The 17,348-nt window shown below is 44.6% G+C and carries 14 protein-coding genes; 6 read left to right on the forward strand and 8 right to left on the reverse strand.

The annotated features are described in order from the left end of the window. Positions 1–48: 48 nt before the first annotated feature. The 4 genes from Q8M62_RS06820 to Q8M62_RS06835 all read left to right on the forward strand — a co-directional run bounded on the left by Q8M62_RS06820 (position 49) and on the right by Q8M62_RS06835 (position 5,797). Complete coding sequence (locus Q8M62_RS06820) at positions 49–1,293, forward strand: ABC transporter permease (RefSeq protein WP_304900765.1); 1,245 nt, start codon at positions 49–51, stop codon at positions 1,291–1,293. A 212-nt stretch (positions 1,294–1,505) separates the two neighbouring features. Further along, a complete protein-coding gene (locus tag Q8M62_RS06825) occupies positions 1,506–3,197 on the forward strand; it encodes a GMC oxidoreductase (RefSeq protein ID WP_304900764.1) in 1,692 nt (563 codons plus the stop codon). A 117-nt stretch (positions 3,198–3,314) separates the two neighbouring features. Continuing rightward, positions 3,315–4,607, forward strand: a complete 1,293-nt coding sequence (locus Q8M62_RS06830) for a prolyl oligopeptidase family serine peptidase (RefSeq protein ID WP_304900763.1) — start codon at positions 3,315–3,317, stop codon at positions 4,605–4,607. A gap of 116 nt (positions 4,608–4,723) precedes the next feature. Then, entirely contained in the window at positions 4,724–5,797 is a 1,074-nt protein-coding gene (locus Q8M62_RS06835) for an acyl-CoA dehydrogenase (protein ID WP_304900762.1), read from the forward strand. Positions 5,798–5,850: 53 nt separating this feature from the next. On the opposite strand, the gene Q8M62_RS06840 is transcribed toward Q8M62_RS06835, so the two are convergent. Then, the gene (locus tag Q8M62_RS06840) at positions 5,851–6,411 is read right to left on the reverse strand and encodes a YdeI/OmpD-associated family protein (RefSeq protein ID WP_304900761.1); all 561 of its coding nucleotides are present in this window, start codon (positions 6,409–6,411) and stop codon (positions 5,851–5,853) included. Between the two features lie 250 nt (positions 6,412–6,661). Here Q8M62_RS06840 and katG point away from each other — a divergent pair, with 250 nt between their 5' ends. Next, on the forward strand, positions 6,662–8,878 hold the full coding sequence (gene katG, locus Q8M62_RS06845) for a catalase/peroxidase HPI (RefSeq protein ID WP_304900760.1): 2,217 nt from the start codon (positions 6,662–6,664) through the stop codon (positions 8,876–8,878). Between the two features lie 288 nt (positions 8,879–9,166). Continuing rightward, a complete protein-coding gene (locus Q8M62_RS06850) occupies positions 9,167–9,697 on the forward strand; it encodes a UpxY family transcription antiterminator (protein ID WP_304900759.1) in 531 nt (176 codons plus the stop codon). 34 nt (positions 9,698–9,731) lie between these two features. On the opposite strand, the gene xseB is transcribed toward Q8M62_RS06850, so the two are convergent. The 7 genes from xseB to rhuM form a co-directional block, all read right to left on the reverse strand. Beyond that, positions 9,732–9,920 (reverse strand): exodeoxyribonuclease VII small subunit, encoded by a 189-nt coding sequence (gene xseB / locus Q8M62_RS06855; protein ID WP_092730714.1) that lies wholly within the window; start codon positions 9,918–9,920, stop codon positions 9,732–9,734. Continuing rightward, on the reverse strand, positions 9,917–11,224 hold the full coding sequence (gene xseA / locus Q8M62_RS06860) for an exodeoxyribonuclease VII large subunit (RefSeq protein ID WP_304900758.1): 1,308 nt from the start codon (positions 11,222–11,224) through the stop codon (positions 9,917–9,919). The genes xseB and xseA overlap by 4 nt, the downstream gene beginning before the upstream one ends. A gap of 7 nt (positions 11,225–11,231) precedes the next feature. Continuing rightward, complete coding sequence (dapA, locus tag Q8M62_RS06865) at positions 11,232–12,092, reverse strand: 4-hydroxy-tetrahydrodipicolinate synthase (protein WP_304900757.1); 861 nt, start codon at positions 12,090–12,092, stop codon at positions 11,232–11,234. Positions 12,093–12,390: 298 nt separating this feature from the next. Further along, complete coding sequence (locus Q8M62_RS06870) at positions 12,391–14,733, reverse strand: cation:proton antiporter (RefSeq protein ID WP_304900756.1); 2,343 nt, start codon at positions 14,731–14,733, stop codon at positions 12,391–12,393. A gap of 246 nt (positions 14,734–14,979) precedes the next feature. Continuing rightward, the gene (locus tag Q8M62_RS06875) at positions 14,980–15,699 is read right to left on the reverse strand and encodes a LytTR family DNA-binding domain-containing protein (RefSeq protein WP_304900755.1); all 720 of its coding nucleotides are present in this window, start codon (positions 15,697–15,699) and stop codon (positions 14,980–14,982) included. Next, positions 15,683–16,288 (reverse strand): sensor histidine kinase, encoded by a 606-nt coding sequence (locus tag Q8M62_RS06880; protein WP_304900754.1) that lies wholly within the window; start codon positions 16,286–16,288, stop codon positions 15,683–15,685. The genes Q8M62_RS06875 and Q8M62_RS06880 overlap by 17 nt, the downstream gene beginning before the upstream one ends. Before the next feature lie 311 nt (positions 16,289–16,599). Then, the gene (rhuM, locus tag Q8M62_RS06885; RefSeq protein ID WP_304900753.1) at positions 16,600–17,295 is read right to left on the reverse strand and encodes a RhuM family protein; all 696 of its coding nucleotides are present in this window, start codon (positions 17,293–17,295) and stop codon (positions 16,600–16,602) included. Positions 17,296–17,348: the final 53 nt, after the last annotated feature.

The raw sequence follows: 17,348 nt of genomic DNA on the forward strand, positions 1-17,348 counted from the left end.
GCTGTCAAATAGCAATTTTTCCAAAAGCTGTTCTAAAACGAACAATCCATGAATCTGATCGAAAATATCCGCGAGGCGCTCAACTCTGTGAAAGTCCATTTACTTCGCACCGTACTCACAGGCGCGATTATAGCAATCGGTATATCTTCATTGGTAGGAATGCTGACAGCGATTGATGGAATCAAGGCTCAGATTTCTGAAAGTTTTGCCGGCCTGGGAGCCAATTCATTTGATATTAGAAATAAGGGCTTCAGTGGTGGCAGGGTGGTACAGGAGGGTAAAACGGAAAAAAACTACCCGAGTGTCACCTTCAGGGAAGCCCAAAAATTCAAAGAAGATTATAGCGCAATCGGAATTTCGACTGTTTTTAATGTCGTGTCCGGAGCGGCCGAAGTAAAAAGAGGGTCTAAAAAAACAAATCCAAATACCAGGATCAGAGGGGCAGATGAAAATTACCTTACTATCAAAGCAATGAAACTTGGGAAAGGCCGAAATTTCAGCAATATGGAGATCCGCTATGGTAATTCCGTTGCGATCATCGGTAAGGAACTTGAAGAACTCCTCTTCGTACCGGGAGAAGATCCAATTAATCAAAAAATTACTTTTTTGGGACGTCCTTACACGGTGATAGGGGTATTGGACAAGCAGGGAGGGGTAGGCCAAGATCAAGGCGCCGATCGGCAGATTTTAATTCCAATCGAAAATGCTTCCCGATTGGATAAAAGAGGAACCTTCAACTATCGAATCACAGGGGTGGCCTCCGATCCCGGAAAGCTGGATTATGAAATGGGCCAGGCAATTGGCATTATGCGGAAAGTCCGTCAGGACCGGGTTGCACAAGAAGATTCGTTCGAATTAACGAAAAGCCAATCCGTGGCAGATAGCTTGGAAGAGGTAGCTGGATACCTTCGAATTGGTGGTTTTGGCATCGGTTTTATCACACTCCTCGGAGCTTCGATCGGATTGATGAACATCATGCTGGTCTCGGTGACCGAGCGAACCCGAGAGATCGGGATAAGAAAGGCGCTCGGAGCGACCCCGCTTCGAATCCGTCAGCAATTTTTGATCGAGGCTATCGTAATCTGTATGATCGGAGGGATTTTTGGGATGCTGCTCGGAATAGGGATAGGAAACCTTATTGCCAATTTTATCGGCCCGGGAGGATTTTTGATCCCTTGGCTTTGGATGATCATTTCTTTTGTGATCTGTATTATTGTTGGATTGTTGGCAGGTTACATTCCTGCCTATAAAGCCAGCAAATTGGATCCAATTGAATCGCTGCGATACGAGTAGTTGGAATTATCCAAGCTTGAATCTGTTAAAGCAAAGAGCTAGTGATATATTATTCAAGCCACAATGCCGGATTCAAAAAACAAAATCCCTGACAAGACAGCAGTTTTCGGAAACCAATAACCAATAACTTCCAAACTCACATACCTCCAAACTCCCAGCTTTTTAATCGAAATTTTCTAAAAAGTCCGCGCACAAACGCTTATTTTTCTTTCATGAATTCGAATCAATACGACGCTATTGTAGTAGGCTCAGGCATTTCCGGAGGCTGGGCGGCAAAAGAACTTTGTGAAAAAGGTTTGAAAACCCTTGTACTTGAACGGGGAAGACAAGTGGAGCATCTGAAGGACTACCCAACCATGACCTCCAATCCTTGGGATATGCCACATCGCAATCAAATTCCCAAAGCAGATAAACTTGAAAATCCCGTTGTCAATCGTTGCTATGCCTACAAAGAAGACACGGAGCATTTTTTTGTCAAAGATTCCGAGCATCCTTATGTGCAGGAAAAACCTTTTGATTGGGTGCGTGGATATCAGGTAGGGGGGAAGTCATTGATTTGGGCAAGACAAACACAGCGATGGAGCAAATTTGATTTCGAAGGACCGGGTCGGGATAGCTTTGCCGTAGATTGGCCAATTCGGTATGAGGACATCGCTCCATGGTACAGTTATGTCGAAAAATTTGTCGGTATCAGCGGGAATTACGATGGGCTGGAAACCTTGCCCGATGGGGAGTTTTTGCCAGCATGGGAAATGAATTGTGTGGAGAAGGAGATTCAAAAGCGGATTTTGGACGCTTACGGCGACCGAAAATTTGTCATCGGGCGTTGTGCTCACCTGACCCAGCCTAATGATGTTCATCTGGCCCAAGGCAGGGGAAAATGTATGGCCCGAAATCAATGTTACCGTGGCTGCCCTTTTGGAGGATACTTCAGTAGCAATTCATCCACCTTGCCACAGGCCGCAAAAACCGGAAATCTCACCCTTCGCCCCGATGCTGTGGTTCATTCCCTGATTTGGGATGATCAAAAAGGGAAAGTCACCGGCGTTAGGGTTATTGATAGGGTGACAAATGTTGCTACCGAATATTTCGCCAATGTTATTTTTCTGAATGCCGCAGCGCTGAACACCAACCTCATCCTTTTGAATTCGACTTCCAACAGATTCCCAAATGGCCTGGGAAATGATTCCGGCGTATTGGGGAAATACATTGCATTTCATAATTACCGCGGCTCGCTCAGCGCTGGTTTCGAGGGATTTGAGGATAAATACTATTCAGGAAGACGGCCTACAGCGGTGATGCTTCCAAATTTCAGGAATGTGAAAAAGCAGGAAATGGACTTTCAGCGGGGGTATATGAGCTTCTATACCGCCGGGCGATCTGGATGGGGTGGGGCTCGAAATATGTCGTTTGGACCAGAATTCAAGGAAGCCAATTCAGTTCCCGGACCCTGGTCTGTTTATATGATGATGCAGGGAGAGACGATTCCAAAAGAAACCAATGCCGTTACGCTCAGCTCCGGGCAAAAAGACCAATGGGGCATTCCCCTACTGAAAATTGATGTGGCATACGATTCGAATGATGAGCGATTGCTGAAGGATTTTCTCGAACAGGCTGAGGAAATGCTCACCAAAGCGGGTTGCACCAATATCCGAAAATCAGACAGCGGTCAGGCACCGGGCTTGGATATTCACGAAATGGGCGGTGCAAGAATGGGAAGGGACCCTAAAACATCCATCCTTAATGGATTTAATCAAATGCATTTGGCTCCCAATGTTTTTGTGACTGATGGGGCTTGCATGACTTCTACCGGAACACAAAACCCCTCCATCACCTACATGGCCCTGACCGCGAGGGCGGTGGATTATGCAGTGAATGAGCTTAAGAAAGGCAATATTAAATAAGTCGGAAAACCAAAACGATAAATCTGATTTTCGCCTTTTGAATAATTTCCTGTGAGATGAATTATTCTTTCTTGAATTTCAATCACATAATCAACCAAACCCATAACCTATTATAGAATGAAAAAACACCTACTCTTGGCGCTCTTTCTGTTTCTGTCGCCTTTCCTTCTGATGGCACTGGAAAGTAATCCTCCAACTCCCGGAACCTACAAGCTGGTAATCGAAGGCTTTGACTGGGGGCCACAAGTGAACAAAGTAATCCTCAGCATGGATCAGTCTGCGAAGGAAGTAAATACCGCAGATTTTGAAGTTTTTGTGAACCGCAGCTCAAAAGAAGGGGAGATTCCAGCTGCGCAAAGTTCAGGAAAGCGAAGTGTCGTCTACGCTTTTGCTTCCGACGAAAATGGCTCAAGGAAGGATGAAGGTAATTTTGTGACTTTAGTGCTTTCCGTAAGTCCCGTCCAACCATTGGGCTCGCCAATTCAATACATGCGTATGGGCACTCGGGCCTCAAATATCTGGATAGATTATGGCCTCACCGTAGTGAGTTCAAAATCAGGAAAAGTCTGGAATCAGGAGATAGGACGGATCCGATCAATCGTCGACGAATTTGACTTGACCGGTACATTCACGCATCAAAACACCACCTTGACTTATGGCGCTTTTGCACCTAAGGGCAGCAAGGATAAGGCGCCCCTGATTATCTGGCTGCACGGGGGTGGGGAAGGAGGCACCGACCCGACCATCGCCATGATGGGGAATAAGGCGTTTAATTACGCTTCGCCGGAGATTCAGGTTCTTTTTGGAGGGGCTTATGTGCTGATTCCTCAGACTCCCACTTTCTGGATGAATGCCGGAGAAGGAATGACCCGTGGACAGACAAATGATATTTACAATGCAGCAGTTTTCGCTTTGATTCAGGAGTATGTGTCTAAAAATCCCCAAATCGACCCGGCTCGGATCTACGTAGGGGGCTGTTCCAACGGCGGCTACTTGTCACTAAAGCTGATTTTGGAACACCCAGGTTATTTTGCCGCTGGATTCATCTCCGCTTTGGCTTACAGCAATGAATTTATTACTGATGCTCAAATCCAAAAAATTAAAAATGTACCCATGTGGTTTATTCATTCCAAAGATGATAACACCACCAAACCGGATGAAACCGTTGTGCCACTTTATCACAGATTGAAGCAAGCTGGTGCAAAGAATGTAGTATTCACTTACTACGACAACGTTACTGATATCACGGGATTTTATGGGGGAGAAAATTTCAGATACAACGGACACTGGTCCTGGATTTATAGTCATGCCAATGTTGCCCGCACTGATTTTGACAGTTCGCCTGTAATGTTGGAAGGTCGTCCGGTAACGATCATGGAATGGATGGCTGCCCAGAAAAAGAAGAAATAATCCATTGAAAGCCAACTTTTCCAAAGTTCTAAGCTTTGGAAAAGTTTCTTTTTTCCAGACCGGTCAGGTTTTCAAAACCTGACCGGTCTTCTTCCGCTTTTTATTAAACTTACCTCATGATTTCTTCCGAACTAATTAATTCTATCTGGGCCCCAAAAGCTGAACAACTCGGTTTTCTAAGCCCTGAAATGTTGGACCTGATTTACCTTGAAAAGTGGTTTAAACTTTTCGTTCCAAAGGAAATGGACGGACTGGGATTGACACTGCCGGAAGCATTGCTTTTGGAGGAAGAAATCGCCCGGCTCGATGCCAGTCTCGGATGGACGGTCACCCTTTGCGCAGGAGCTGGCTGGTTTGTGGGATTTTTGGATAAAGAACTCTCTCAAGAGGTTTTTTCCGACCCTAAAGTTTGTTTGGCCGGAAGTGGTTTTGTAGGCGGAAAAGCCAATCGGCTGGGGGATACTTATCAAATCGAAGGGAGCTGGACCTATGCCTCAGGGGCTCTGCACGCCACACATTTTACAGCGAATTGTGAGATTTTGGAAAACGGCAATCCGATTTTGGACAAAAAGGGAAACCCGCTTGTCAAGGCTTTTATCCTGAAAAAAGAAGAGGTGGAAATCCTTGATGGATGGACTTACATGGGTATGGTCGCCACGGGCAGTCATGCATTCAAAGCCGAGAATCTGAGCGTGCCAATAAACAGAATATTCGAACTTCTACCCGCACAAGTAAGCAGAGATGAGCCCGTCTACCGCTATCCTTTTTTGCAATTTGCAGAGGCTACTTTGGCAGTGAACCTTTTGGGAATTACTGAGCATTTGCAAGAACTGATTCGGGAGGCGTTTTGGAAACGAAATGCTTATAGGAATTTTGCTCCAAAGCAGCTGAAGTATGCCAAAAAGATGGAAAATAAGACGGCTGAAAAACTGGAGTCTGTCCGAAAGAAGTTTTACAGGCAAGTTGAATCCTCTTGGGTAGAACTCGTAAAGAAGGGGGAAATCTCTAAAAAAAACCTGAAAGAAGTCAGCCTTGCCAGCCGAAAACTCACTCAAATCTGCCGCGATGTAAATGCCCGAATGTATCCATTAGCTGGTTTGGAAGCTGCCAAAACCCATACTGAACTCAATCGGGTTTGGCGAGACTTTAATACGGTCAGTCAACATGCCTTGTTGACTTTTCCTTTTTGAAAAACACTTCCAGGGATCACTTCGAACTTAACATAGAAGGGCTTTTCTAATTGCTACCTGTATTTGTCATTCAAGCCTATGCCTTCTTTGATCATGGGGATGATCTTCTCAATTCTGGCAAATTGGGTTGCCTCTCGCTTGGCAGTGACAAGGTACTCCACATATTCTTTTTGCTTGAATGGAGGCAGTGCATCAAAAGCAAGTTTCAGCGATTCTTCCTTTTCCAGTTTTTCCTGAAGAATGGAAGGAATTTCCAAATCAGCAGATTTCTCAGGTTTCCAGACTTTGCCCGCTTCTTCATTTTGGATTGCCTCCCGGAGGTAGTTTAAAATTTCTCCTTCATCTATTTCTCCCAAAGATTCAAATCTCCAGTGTCTCATGGCTTTGGTTTTTCCTTCTTGGGCATTGATCAAAACCTTCAAAGGATCAGAAAGGAATACCCCGTTGTAGAACCAAAGGCAAAAATGATTTTTGAAACCTATCGCCCCCACCACATTTTTCCCACGGTGTGTATAGACTCTTGTTCCCCATTTGGTAGCAGGTTCCAGTCCGGTTTTTTCAATTATAGTTTGAAGGACTTGAATCTCTTCAGTCCAAAGCTCTTCTCGGTTCATGGAGTTTCGGTTTAATTAATGATCAAAATGCTGGTATGGAAAGATACTAAATATAAGGTTTTTAGGGGTTTTCTGCTCAGTATTCCAGTCTAACAGGGGAGTTTTAAGCGTTGATTTCTTAGGGTATTGTGCCTTGGAAAAATTGTTTTCATGACAAGAGTCATAGTTTTTATCAATGGAAAAAATATTTTAATACAGATACTTTTTGGTAAATTCGTATTCTACTTTAAATCAATTAACAAGTTATACTATGAGCTCATACAACATGAATGAAGGTGACATCAGCAAATGTCCCTTTCACAATGGTCAACTCTCCCAAGCAGCAGGAGCAGGGCCAAGAAATCGTGACTGGTGGCCAAACCAGCTGAAATTAAATATTTTACGTCAGCATTCTTCACTCTCCAATCCTATGGGTGAGGACTTCAGTTACGCTGAGGAATTCAAGTCTTTGGACCTTTACGAAGTGAAAAAGGATATCGCAGAAGCGCTTCAGACTTCTCAGGACTGGTGGCCGGCTGACTACGGTCACTATGGCCCATTCATGATCCGAATGGCTTGGCACAGTGCAGGTACTTACCGTGTTCAGGATGGTCGCGGTGGTGCAGGATTCGGCACGCAGCGTTTTGCTCCCTTGAACAGTTGGCCGGATAATGCCAACCTCGACAAAGCTCGTTTATTGCTTTGGCCGATCAAGCAGAAATATGGTAAGAAACTTTCCTGGGCCGATTTGATGATCCTAACAGGTAACGTCGCTCTTGAAACAATGGGCTTCGAGACTTACGGATTTGCCGGTGGTCGTGCTGATGTATGGGAGCCTGCAGAGGATATCTATTGGGGTTCAGAAGGTCAGTGGATGGGTGATGATAAAAGGTACAGCGGACAGCGCGAGCTGGAGCAGCCCCTTGGAGCATCACACATGGGCTTGATCTATGTCAACCCTGAAGGTCCACAAGGACAGCCTGATCCACAGGGTGCAGCCCATGATATTCGTGAAACCTTCGGACGAATGGCAATGAACGATTATGAAACCGTAGCCTTGATCGCAGGTGGACATACATTTGGAAAAACTCACGGTGCAGCAGATCCTACGAAATATGTAGGTCCTGAGCCCGAAGGAGCTAGCATCGAAGAGATGGGCTTGGGTTGGAAAAATTCCTATGGAAGCGGAAAAGGAGCTGACACCATCACTTCCGGTTTGGAAGGAGCATGGACTTCTACGCCGGCCAAATGGGGTCATGACTACTTTAAGTTTTTGTTTCAATACGATTGGGAATTGGTCAAAAGCCCCGCGGGTGCACATCAGTGGGAAGCAAAGAATGCAGATGCGATCATACCTGATGCACACATTGAAGGCAAATTTCATAAGCCATTTATGCTGACCACAGACTTGGCCTTGCGCGTTGACCCGGCTTATGAGAAAGTTTCAAGACATTTCTTGGAAAACCCTGACGAGTTTGCCGATGCTTTTGCAAAAGCTTGGTTTAAGCTAACTCACAGAGATATGGGGCCAAAGTCCCGCTATTTGGGTCCTGAAGTACCATCTGAAGATCTGATATGGCAGGACCCAGTTCCTGCAGTGGATCATGAATTGGTTGACTCCAATGACGTTGCAGGATTGAAAGCAAATATTCTGGCTTCGGGCCTTACGGTATCCGAACTGGTCTCTACAGCTTGGGCCTCAGCTTCCACTTTCCGAGGTTCGGATAAGCGGGGCGGTGCTAATGGCGCACGCATTCGACTTGAGCCTATGAAAAATTGGGCAGCAAACAATCCCGCCCAACTTTCAAAAGTATTGGGAACGCTGGAAAGTATTCAGGGGGAATTCAACAGCACTGCTTCCGGAAATAAGAAAGTGTCTCTCGCAGACCTGATCGTATTGGCCGGATGTGCTGGTGTTGAAAAAGCAGCGAAAGCAGCAGGATTTGAGGTTTCAGTGCCTTTTACTCCCGGTAGAACAGACGCTGCCCAGGAAGATACAGAAATTGATTCCTTTGCATTCCTGGAGCCGAAAGCAGATGGTTTCCGGAATTATTTCAATGCAAAAAATATGGCCTCTGCCGAGGAAATGCTGGTAGATAAGGCGCAACTTCTGAATTTGACTTCTCCTGAAATGACTGTCTTGGTCGGAGGTATGCGTGTATTGAATGCCAACTTCGATAAATCAAGACATGGAGTATTTACTCAGTCTCCCGAAACTTTGACCAATGATTTCTTTGTAAATCTTCTGGACATGAACACTACCTGGAGACCTACTTCTGATTCACAAAATGTTTTTGTGGGAAGCGACAGCGTAAGCGGAGAACCAAAATGGACTGCTACGCGGGTAGACTTGATCTTCGGATCTAACTCGGAATTGAGAGCAATTTCTGAAGTATACGGATGCGAAGATGGCAAAGCAAAGTTTGTAAAGGACTTCGTGACAGCTTGGAATAAAGTGATGAACCTGGACAGATTTGACTTAGTCTAAAGCCGATTTCCGGAAGTTTATTTAAGAAGCGGTTCCAATTTGGAACCGCTTTTTTATTTTCATGTATATCCGCTTTTTTACCAGTAACCTTAATTAATAAGAAAATTGACTAAAAACGCTTGAATCTTTCCGCCGCGGCGGATCGGTCTTCGGTCATCAGGCATCCGACCCACTGACCAAAGGAATAAGGCTAACTGGCATCATTGCAGATAATCATATTTATTTTTCTCCAATCACTTCCAGCAAGGTTTTTGTATTTTTGCATTTCCCAAAAATTGGATTTTAGAGATGGTGGATTTGAAATGGTATGTGATGTACACCACATCGCGTTCCGAAAAGAAAGTAGCAGACAGACTTACAGAAAGGGGCTGGGATGTCTACCTTCCGATCGTAGAGGAACTTAGGCAATGGTCTGACCGCAAAAAAAAGGTACAACGTCCATTATTTAATGGATATGTTTTTGTCAAAACAGAGCGAAGTAAACTTTGGGAATGTCTCCAAGTGCCTGGAGCAGTGAAGTTTGTTCATTTCTCAGGGCATCATGCAACAATCCGGGATGAGGAATTAGAACTTATTCAGCGCGTGGTTACTACAGGAGTGGCAGTCGAAACAGATGGATCAGAAATAAGTCCTGGGGAAAAAGTCAAAGTCATAGGTGGTCCACTTCAGGATATGGTTGGGGAATGTATTGAAAAAGGAAATAAAGACTACTTCCTGATAAGAATCCCGGGAATTATGCAAAACATGATGATAACCATCGAAAGGAAATTTTTGCAGGTTATTGAAAGCCAAAAGGCCGAAAACTTATCCACTCGCTGAAACGGATAGATTACTCCTTGTTCTTTGACACTGATCAGGCCCCTTCAAAGGCGGCCTGAATATCAGATTCTGTAGCTTTCAGTTTGGTTTTGCAGTGCTTCACCAGTTCTGCCGCCTCTTTGACTAAGTTGGAAAGTTCATCCACTGATTTGTTTCCTTCTTCAAGTTGCAGAAGAATGGTTTCCAGTCGTATCATGGCCTCGGAATAGCTTTGATCTTTCATTTTTGCTTGATTTCAGTGATTGTACTGCTTATTTTTTGATTTTGTGTAAAGGTCTCAATTTGATCTCCGGCCTTCGCTTCAACCAAATGAATGGGCTTACCCTCCAGTTCGGTTCGGGAATAGCCTCTTTTCAGAATTGAATCGGGATCGAGCTGCCGTAGAAGTGTTTCCTGACTGGCCAGCTTTTCAATTTGCTTCATCAAAAAGGCATTCAAACTTCGTTTTAGGCCTTTTTCCAATGTTTCCAGGTTATATGTCTGAATCTTAACTTGGTTTTTTGAAGCGCTTTCTATCCGGTTTGCCCGATTTTTTATCTTTTCGATTTCCAGCGAGATCCGGTTTTTGGAAAGTGATTTTGCCCGAAGCGCATAGTGATGAATTTTATTTTCCTCCTCTCGCAGCTGCTGCCGGGTCGATCTGTCCAGTCGTTGGAGCATCATGATGAGATTTTCCTCAAATTCCCGAAATCCGGACAATATAAACTCCGCTACGGCAGTGGGAGTCTTTAGACGGGTGTGAGCTACCAAATCCGCCACGGTCTCATCCCGCTCATGCCCAATTCCGGTGAAAACAGGCAAGGGGAAATTTGCAATTGCTGCCCCCAATCGATATTCATCAAAACAGTCCAAATCCAGCTGAGCTCCGCCGCCACGGATGATCACCACTGCCTCGATGTCCAATCCATTTATTTCAGACTTCACCTTTTCAAGGGCCGAAAGCAAACTTCCTACTGCCTCATTGCCCTGCATCAGCGAATTGAACAGCTTATGATAAACTTTGTACCCATAGCTGTTCTTTTCAATCTGATTTACAAAATCACCATACCCCGCTGCCGTTGCACTGGAAATAATGGCGATTCTTTGAACAACTGCCGGAAGTTGAAACCTTCCGTTGAGTTGAATCAGTCCCTCGCGCGTTAGCCGATCAATGGTTTCTTGACGTAGCCTTGCCCGTTCCCCCAAAGAGAATGAAGGGTCAATATCCTTCACATTGATGCTCAGCCCATATACCGGGTGGTAAGTTACAGCTACCTGAGCAAGTACTTTCATCCCGTTTTTCAGGCTGATTCCGGTGACGGATTCAAATTTTGCCGCAACAGATCGGTAAGTGAACTGCCACAGATTTGCGCGAATTTTGGCTAAAATCTGGTTCCCCTGCTTTTCAACCAACTCAAAATACACATGTCCCTGTGGGGCTTGCCGAAAATCTGATAATTCTCCCACCACCCAATAGACAGGCTCGAGTTCTTGCTCCAGAGTCAGCCGGATTTGCTCGGTCAATTGGGAAATGGATAGCGGCGACATGCTTGGCTTAGTTTTGGAAAGCCGCCTTGATCTTGTTGTTAAGATCTAAACTTGCTCTGAGCATTGGAAGACGAACCTGATCACTCTCGATGATACCCATGTGGAAGAGAAGATTTTTGACCCCTACAGGATTTCCCTCCACATACATCAGGCTATTCATTTCTAACAAGGAAAATGTCACTGCCAGTGAGTCTTCCTCCTTACCATGGGTCAGTATTCTGAATTTCTCAGGAAATGCATTGGCCATCACTGAAATAACGCCGCTTCCTCCTATTCCCATCAAAGCTTTGGTAAGGATGTCATCACCTGAAAGCAGTAAAAAGTCTTTAGGCATGACCGAGGCGATTTGCATGCACTGTTCCAGATTGCCACTTGCTTCCTTCATCGCGACAATATTCGGATGATGCGAAAGCTTTAGCGTGGTGGCCGCTGTCATATTTGACATGGTTCGGCCCGGAATATTGTAAAGAACTACCGGGACAGGAGAAGCCTCTGCAATGGCGCTGTAATGGGCGATGATCCCTTCCTGACTTGGTTTGTTATAGTAGGGACTCACGGAAAGAATGGCCGCTACACCATAGAAATCAGTGTTTTTGATTTCATTCACTACCGAATGTGTATTATTCCCTCCGATTCCCAGCATCACAGGCACCCGCCCGGCATTGTGTTCCAGGCAAGCTTTGAGCACTTGTTTCTTTTCAGATGAAGTCAAAGTGGTAGCTTCTCCGGTAGTGCCAAGGACCACGAGATAATCCACTCCGCCGGATATAACATGGTCGATCAGTTTCTTCAGACTTGCAAAGTCGATAGATTGATCGTCATGAAATGGTGTTACGAGTGCTACTCCGGTGCCTTTGAATGCGTTCATTTTTAGCTGATTTTAAGGCAGCAAAGATAAGGTCTTGGATGGTTTTTAGAGCCCATTTATCCAAAAATCAGGAAAAAGAGAGGGCTTAAGGATTATTTCAGGTCTGGTCTTGTATTTTGAAAAGGAGATAGGCTATCCTTATCCGATTTATCTGAGATTAGCTCTTATGATTCGTGATGGACTGTTTCGCCGGATGACTGAACAGGCACAAGAGTTTTTAAAGCCAGATCATTTGGAAATCGAGTCCGCCGGGGCGAATTCACACCAGAGGAATTTTAATAATGCTTGATTTGGGATTTCAGTAGCCTTGTTCAGGTAATTTTCTTTTGAGCCTTGTGGCGCTCGCCTCTACTTTGAATTTTTCAGGATTCTTCTCCGCCAAAATCAATACAGATGGAATATCCGAAAGCCAATCTTTTTTACTTTCCACTAATTTTTTCCAGCTTTTGAACGAAATGACCATCAAATCCTGTGATTTCAAAAATTCTGGATTAAGGTAGTTTTCCGGTCTAAGTTGAATATGATGTGGAGCCACATGTTCAATGGCTCGGATAGCTTCTTTGATTTCCGGTCTGCTTTTTACTTGATCCCCGGTGTCGATCAAAGTGATTTGGGCACCGGAATTATTGATCCATTTTTGAGCGTATTGTACCAAGAAGTCATCCTTTGATGATATAATGGGAATGAATATCCGGTCGGCTTGCTTGAATCCCTTGTCTATCCATACTCCGACCGGCACCTGAGAAGTTCGAATAATGCTTCTTGTCATTTCATCAAAGGGGAGGTTTTCGAAAAGATTTTCCTTCCCGGTAACCTGATTTAAGATTCTGTCAGGACTTATAATGCGTGTCGTAAAGCCCAAAACTTTGCCCAATAAACTTCCCTCAAAGATTGACTGCCCCACCCCTATAAGCAGAAGATCATAATTCCCTTTGTTCGCCACCTCGATGATGTCTTCTTCGATGCCGGAGGAGGCTTTGAATAATGTAGTAACTTTTTGATTTAATTGATGCGCTTCATGGATGACGGGGCCGAAACTCTCCCGCTCATAAGCCGCTTGATTAAAGTAATTCAGTTCATCCACAGGACTTAGGTGCATCGCTGTGATGGAAGCATTTCCGTTGAGTTTACTGATCAGACTGTGAGCCAACCGGACAAGGGATCTTCCACGCTCGGGATGACCAAACGAGACCAAAATGCGATAGTTACTTTTCTGTATGATCTCCTGCGGGATTAGAGAGGGTTTGGAACGGAATGACCAATTGATCAGGTCAAGGGCCGGGCCAGTCATAAAGGTGGTCACCAGTGCCATGATCACCATCATGGCAAAAATCTCCGGAGTCAATACGCCCAAGTCATAGCCGATATTGAGGACTACCAGTTCCATCAGTCCACGTGTGTTCATCAGGGCTCCGATGGTGAGGCTGTCCTTCCAGTTTTGTCCTACAAATCGGGCCGCGATGGCACTCCCGACAAATTTCCCCACGACGGCTACCACTATGATCATTCCTGTCACCTTCCAAAGATAAAGGTCATTTAACAGGCCAATTTCTGTACGCAATCCCGTGTAAACAAAGAATAGGGGGAGCAGAAGAACGAGAGAAACATCTTCCACTTTTTCAATAAAAATGTTTCTGAATTTTGTGTTTTCCGGCATGATGGCACCCGCCATAAACGCCCCGAAAAGCGCATGGATCCCAATCACCTCAGTGGCGTAGGCCGAAATGATCAGGGTAAGGAAAAAAATTGCTACAATCGGCTTGCTGAGATTCTCCCGGGAGGTGTGCAGATCACCAATTCGCTTTAGAAAAGGCCGGACTAGCTTGATCATTACAAACACATAGGCCACAGCCAAACCGATCACATATAGTGAACTTACGAATGAACCAGCTTTCACAATCGCAATTACTGCTGCCAATAGGCACCAAGCGGTGATGTCATCGGCTGCTGCACAGGTGATCACTATTGTTCCCAATCGGGTTTTTTGCAGGCCTCTCTCCTGAACTATCCGAGCCAATACCGGAAACGCGGTGATGCTCATGGCAATCCCTAAAAATAACCCGAAAGACAAAAACTCAACACCGATTGGCGCAAATGAAGTGTAAATGAAATATGCCAGCCCAATTCCCAAGGTAAAAGGAATGACAATACTGGCATGGCTGATGACTACGGCATCGTCTGCTTTATTTCGGAGCACTTTCAAATCCAGCTCCATGCCAATGACAAACATGAATAGAATCAGTCCGATTTGACTGAGAAACTGGAGATTACCCAGAGATTCAATCGGGAAAAGAGCCAGAGAAAATTGTGGAAATACCCAGCCCAAAAGCGATGGGCCTAATACAATTCCCGCGATGATTTCTCCGATGACAGTAGGCTGACCGATTTTCTTACTGAGCCATCCAAAAACCCTCGCTACCATGATTATTGTCACGATTTGGGCTAAGAGAATAGCCAAAGGATGGGTTAAGTTGTGTGACATGGAATCAACAAATTCCTGCCACTGACTGGTTTCATTTTGTGAAATCCTGATTTTCCGCCCCACTTCAAGAATCTTGCCCTTGATGGAAATGGTGTACATCAATCCGGAAAATACCCCGATAATCAAGACGTAAAAAATTGCATTCCGGTGCTTTCCCATAAGCTGAGTGATTTATTCATTTGGTCCGGGTGATGCAGGTATCCTTTCTATCAAGCAGTGTACTTGTCACTGATTTTAATGAAACGATACCTGGCCTGGCTTGGAACAGGCAATCATCCCCGGGTGTAATCGGCCAATAGACCGTCCAATTCCCCACTAAAGTTGAGCTAATTCAGTGTAAGATTTTATCGGGATGTTGTGATTTGGATCTGAAATGTACCAAACCGGGATTTTATTGTAATGAGTTCAGTGTTTCATTTTTCTGAGGAAGTCCTCTCGGTAGCGCTCACTCAAATTCAAGACTACAGATTTCCCGGATTTATTAGTCAACAGGGTGGTGATCTGATCGTGGGAAAAAAACCTGACCATACTCAGATTGAGAATTTCCTGCTTGTTGATTCTTACAAATGATCCTTCAGGAAGTGATTTTTGAAGGTTTTCAAATGAAATGTTTTTGAGAAGGAGGGAAGTTCCGTCTTTCAGATTTGCTTCTTTGTCTCTGCTGTCTCCATACGAAGTGCCTATCCATGCCAGCTGATCTATTGGGATTAGCGCCTTTCCTTTGTCAGTATTACAGGTGAAAAATCGGGAAGGCTCTTGCCTTGCATTGATCTGAATTCTGGCTTTGTCGATTGCCTTTTTAAGACGATCAATAGAAACGGGCTTTCGCAGATAGTCCACCGCATTTAAGTCAAATGCTTCTGCAGCATATTCCTTGTAGGCCGTTGCGAAAATTATTGCCTTGCCCTGCAGAAGGTTTGCGACCTGAAGACCGTCAAACTGGGGCATCTCGATGTCAATGATACAAAGGTCAAAATCCAAGGATGGAAATTCCTCCAAAAAACGGGAGGGATCAACGAATGATTTTACGACTGAAAGCCCCGGAATCTGCTCACACAACATCTTGAGGTAAGTCAATCCTGGGAGCTCATCGTCCAGAAGCAGGCATTTAAGCTCCTTTTCCATTCAGGTCGATTTTTAGTTGAGCCAGAAAAACATCACCCTCTTTGAACCTGTCCAGGGTATATCGCCCCTTGTAGAGAATATTCAGTCGCTGATCCAGAGTCTCAGCACCCAAGCCGCTGTTAGCCTTGTGAAGCGTCGGCTTTCCAGTCACCTTATTTGATACAAGAATGGAAAATACACCCTCTTTAAGTTCGAGTATGATTCGGATAAAAGAATCCCCACTTTGAAGATCAGCATGCTTGAAGGCATTTTCGATCAGATCAATGGAAATCAGGGGTGCCAATATTTTTGAACGGTAAAGCGGGTCGTTATCCTGTATTTTGGTTTTCACACTCAATTCAAATAGAGGACTGAGCTTGATTTTGTTGATTTCGATCAGATTTAATGCAAAATCGATTTCCTCTTTTGGGCTCACATACTTTTGGCGGCTTTCGTAGAGGATGTAGTCCAACACATTGGCTAGCTTATCCAAAGCGAAATAAGTTTGGTAGGCATGCGACTGTATGGAATTCAGGATGTTTTTGAACAGATGTGGATTCAGCTTGGATTCCAGTGATTCAAGTCGCAGGGAATCTGTTTTTTGCTCCAACTGATTAAGGAGTTCTGCTGCCTTCCGATTTTCTAACGAAGTTTAATTCAATTTTTGAGAAAGGAAAAAAATCAGAACTCCCCCTCCGATCAGTAGGGCAAGTAAGACTAGGATTAAGGATTGTTCAAAAGTCACCTGACAGGATTTGGTTGGTTAATGCCCCGGAAAAATAGGTAAAAGCCTTTTAAAAATTAGGCAGATCATGAAATGGGATTTAATTCAAGTGCATTGATCCAAGAATAGAAATCCAGCATCTCAAAAAACTCCTCTTCCGAGATCAACGGCACCCCGAGTTTTGTGCTTTTTCTACTTCAATTTCCCTTGCTTTTTTGGATTTTTCCGTCAGGGGCATCTTTCCAGATTTTTAGTCCCATGTAGAGCTTGGTGGCATCGGCCTCAGTATAGATGATTTCTGCAGCGGTTTTTCCTGTGATGGCCCAATGAAGTTTGTTTTGGACCATGCCAAAGAACTCCTTGGTTTGAGGACTTTTCGGGTCATAGTCGGTACTCAGCGAATAGAGATCAGTGATCTTTTGGTAAAACCTGCGTTCACTTGCCCGTATTTCCCGGATTCGCTCTAGCAGTTCGTCGAAATAATCCTGCCCGAAGTGCTTTCCTTGCTTCATTCGCTCATCATCCATTACAAATCCCTTGATGATAAACTCGTTGAGCGTCTGCGTGGCCCACTTCCGGAAGTCCGTCGCCTGCATAGAGTTGACCCGATAGCCAACGGCAAGGATGGCTTCTAGGCGGTAAAATTCCATATTTCGGCTTACGCTTCGTTTTCCTTCCTGTCGAACTATTTCCAAAATGGAAACAGTTGCTTCCTTTTCCAATTCTCCTGTATCGAAGATATTTTTCAGGTGTTTGTTGACAGCGGGTACGTTCACCCCAAAAAGCTCCGCCATAGCCTTTTGGGTCAGCCAAAAGGTGCCGTTTTGAAAATAAACCGAGACTTTGATAGATTGGTCTGGATTATGGAAAAGTAAAATATCTCTGGGCTGCATATTTTTTTTTACTTCATCTTTTGGATTCAAGCAAGTCAAATCTTGGACTTACA

It is taken from the genome of Algoriphagus sp., assembly GCF_030694375.1.
Taxonomy (GTDB): Bacteria; Bacteroidota; Bacteroidia; order Cytophagales; family Cyclobacteriaceae; genus Algoriphagus.

Bases quoted from the DNA above. Each gene is read 5' to 3' on its own strand.
- katG (WP_304900760.1), top strand. From the start codon at position 6,662: ATGAGCTCATACAACATGAATGAAGGTGACATCAGCAAATGTCCCTTT.
- Q8M62_RS06850 (WP_304900759.1), top strand. From the start codon at position 9,167: ATGGTGGATTTGAAATGGTATGTGATGTACACCACATCGCGTTCCGAA.
- xseB (WP_092730714.1), bottom strand. From the start codon at position 9,920: ATGAAAGATCAAAGCTATTCCGAGGCCATGATACGACTGGAAACCATT.
- Q8M62_RS06870 (WP_304900756.1), bottom strand. From the start codon at position 14,733: ATGGGAAAGCACCGGAATGCAATTTTTTACGTCTTGATTATCGGGGTA.
- Q8M62_RS06825 (WP_304900764.1), top strand. From the start codon at position 1,506: ATGAATTCGAATCAATACGACGCTATTGTAGTAGGCTCAGGCATTTCC.
- rhuM (WP_304900753.1), bottom strand. From the start codon at position 17,295: ATGCAGCCCAGAGATATTTTACTTTTCCATAATCCAGACCAATCTATC.
- Q8M62_RS06820 (WP_304900765.1), top strand. From the start codon at position 49: ATGAATCTGATCGAAAATATCCGCGAGGCGCTCAACTCTGTGAAAGTC.
- Q8M62_RS06875 (WP_304900755.1), bottom strand. From the start codon at position 15,699: ATGGAAAAGGAGCTTAAATGCCTGCTTCTGGACGATGAGCTCCCAGGA.
- dapA (WP_304900757.1), bottom strand. From the start codon at position 12,092: ATGAACGCATTCAAAGGCACCGGAGTAGCACTCGTAACACCATTTCAT.
- Q8M62_RS06835 (WP_304900762.1), top strand. From the start codon at position 4,724: ATGATTTCTTCCGAACTAATTAATTCTATCTGGGCCCCAAAAGCTGAA.
- Q8M62_RS06830 (WP_304900763.1), top strand. From the start codon at position 3,315: ATGAAAAAACACCTACTCTTGGCGCTCTTTCTGTTTCTGTCGCCTTTC.
- xseA (WP_304900758.1), bottom strand. From the start codon at position 11,224: ATGTCGCCGCTATCCATTTCCCAATTGACCGAGCAAATCCGGCTGACT.
- Q8M62_RS06840 (WP_304900761.1), bottom strand. From the start codon at position 6,411: ATGAACCGAGAAGAGCTTTGGACTGAAGAGATTCAAGTCCTTCAAACT.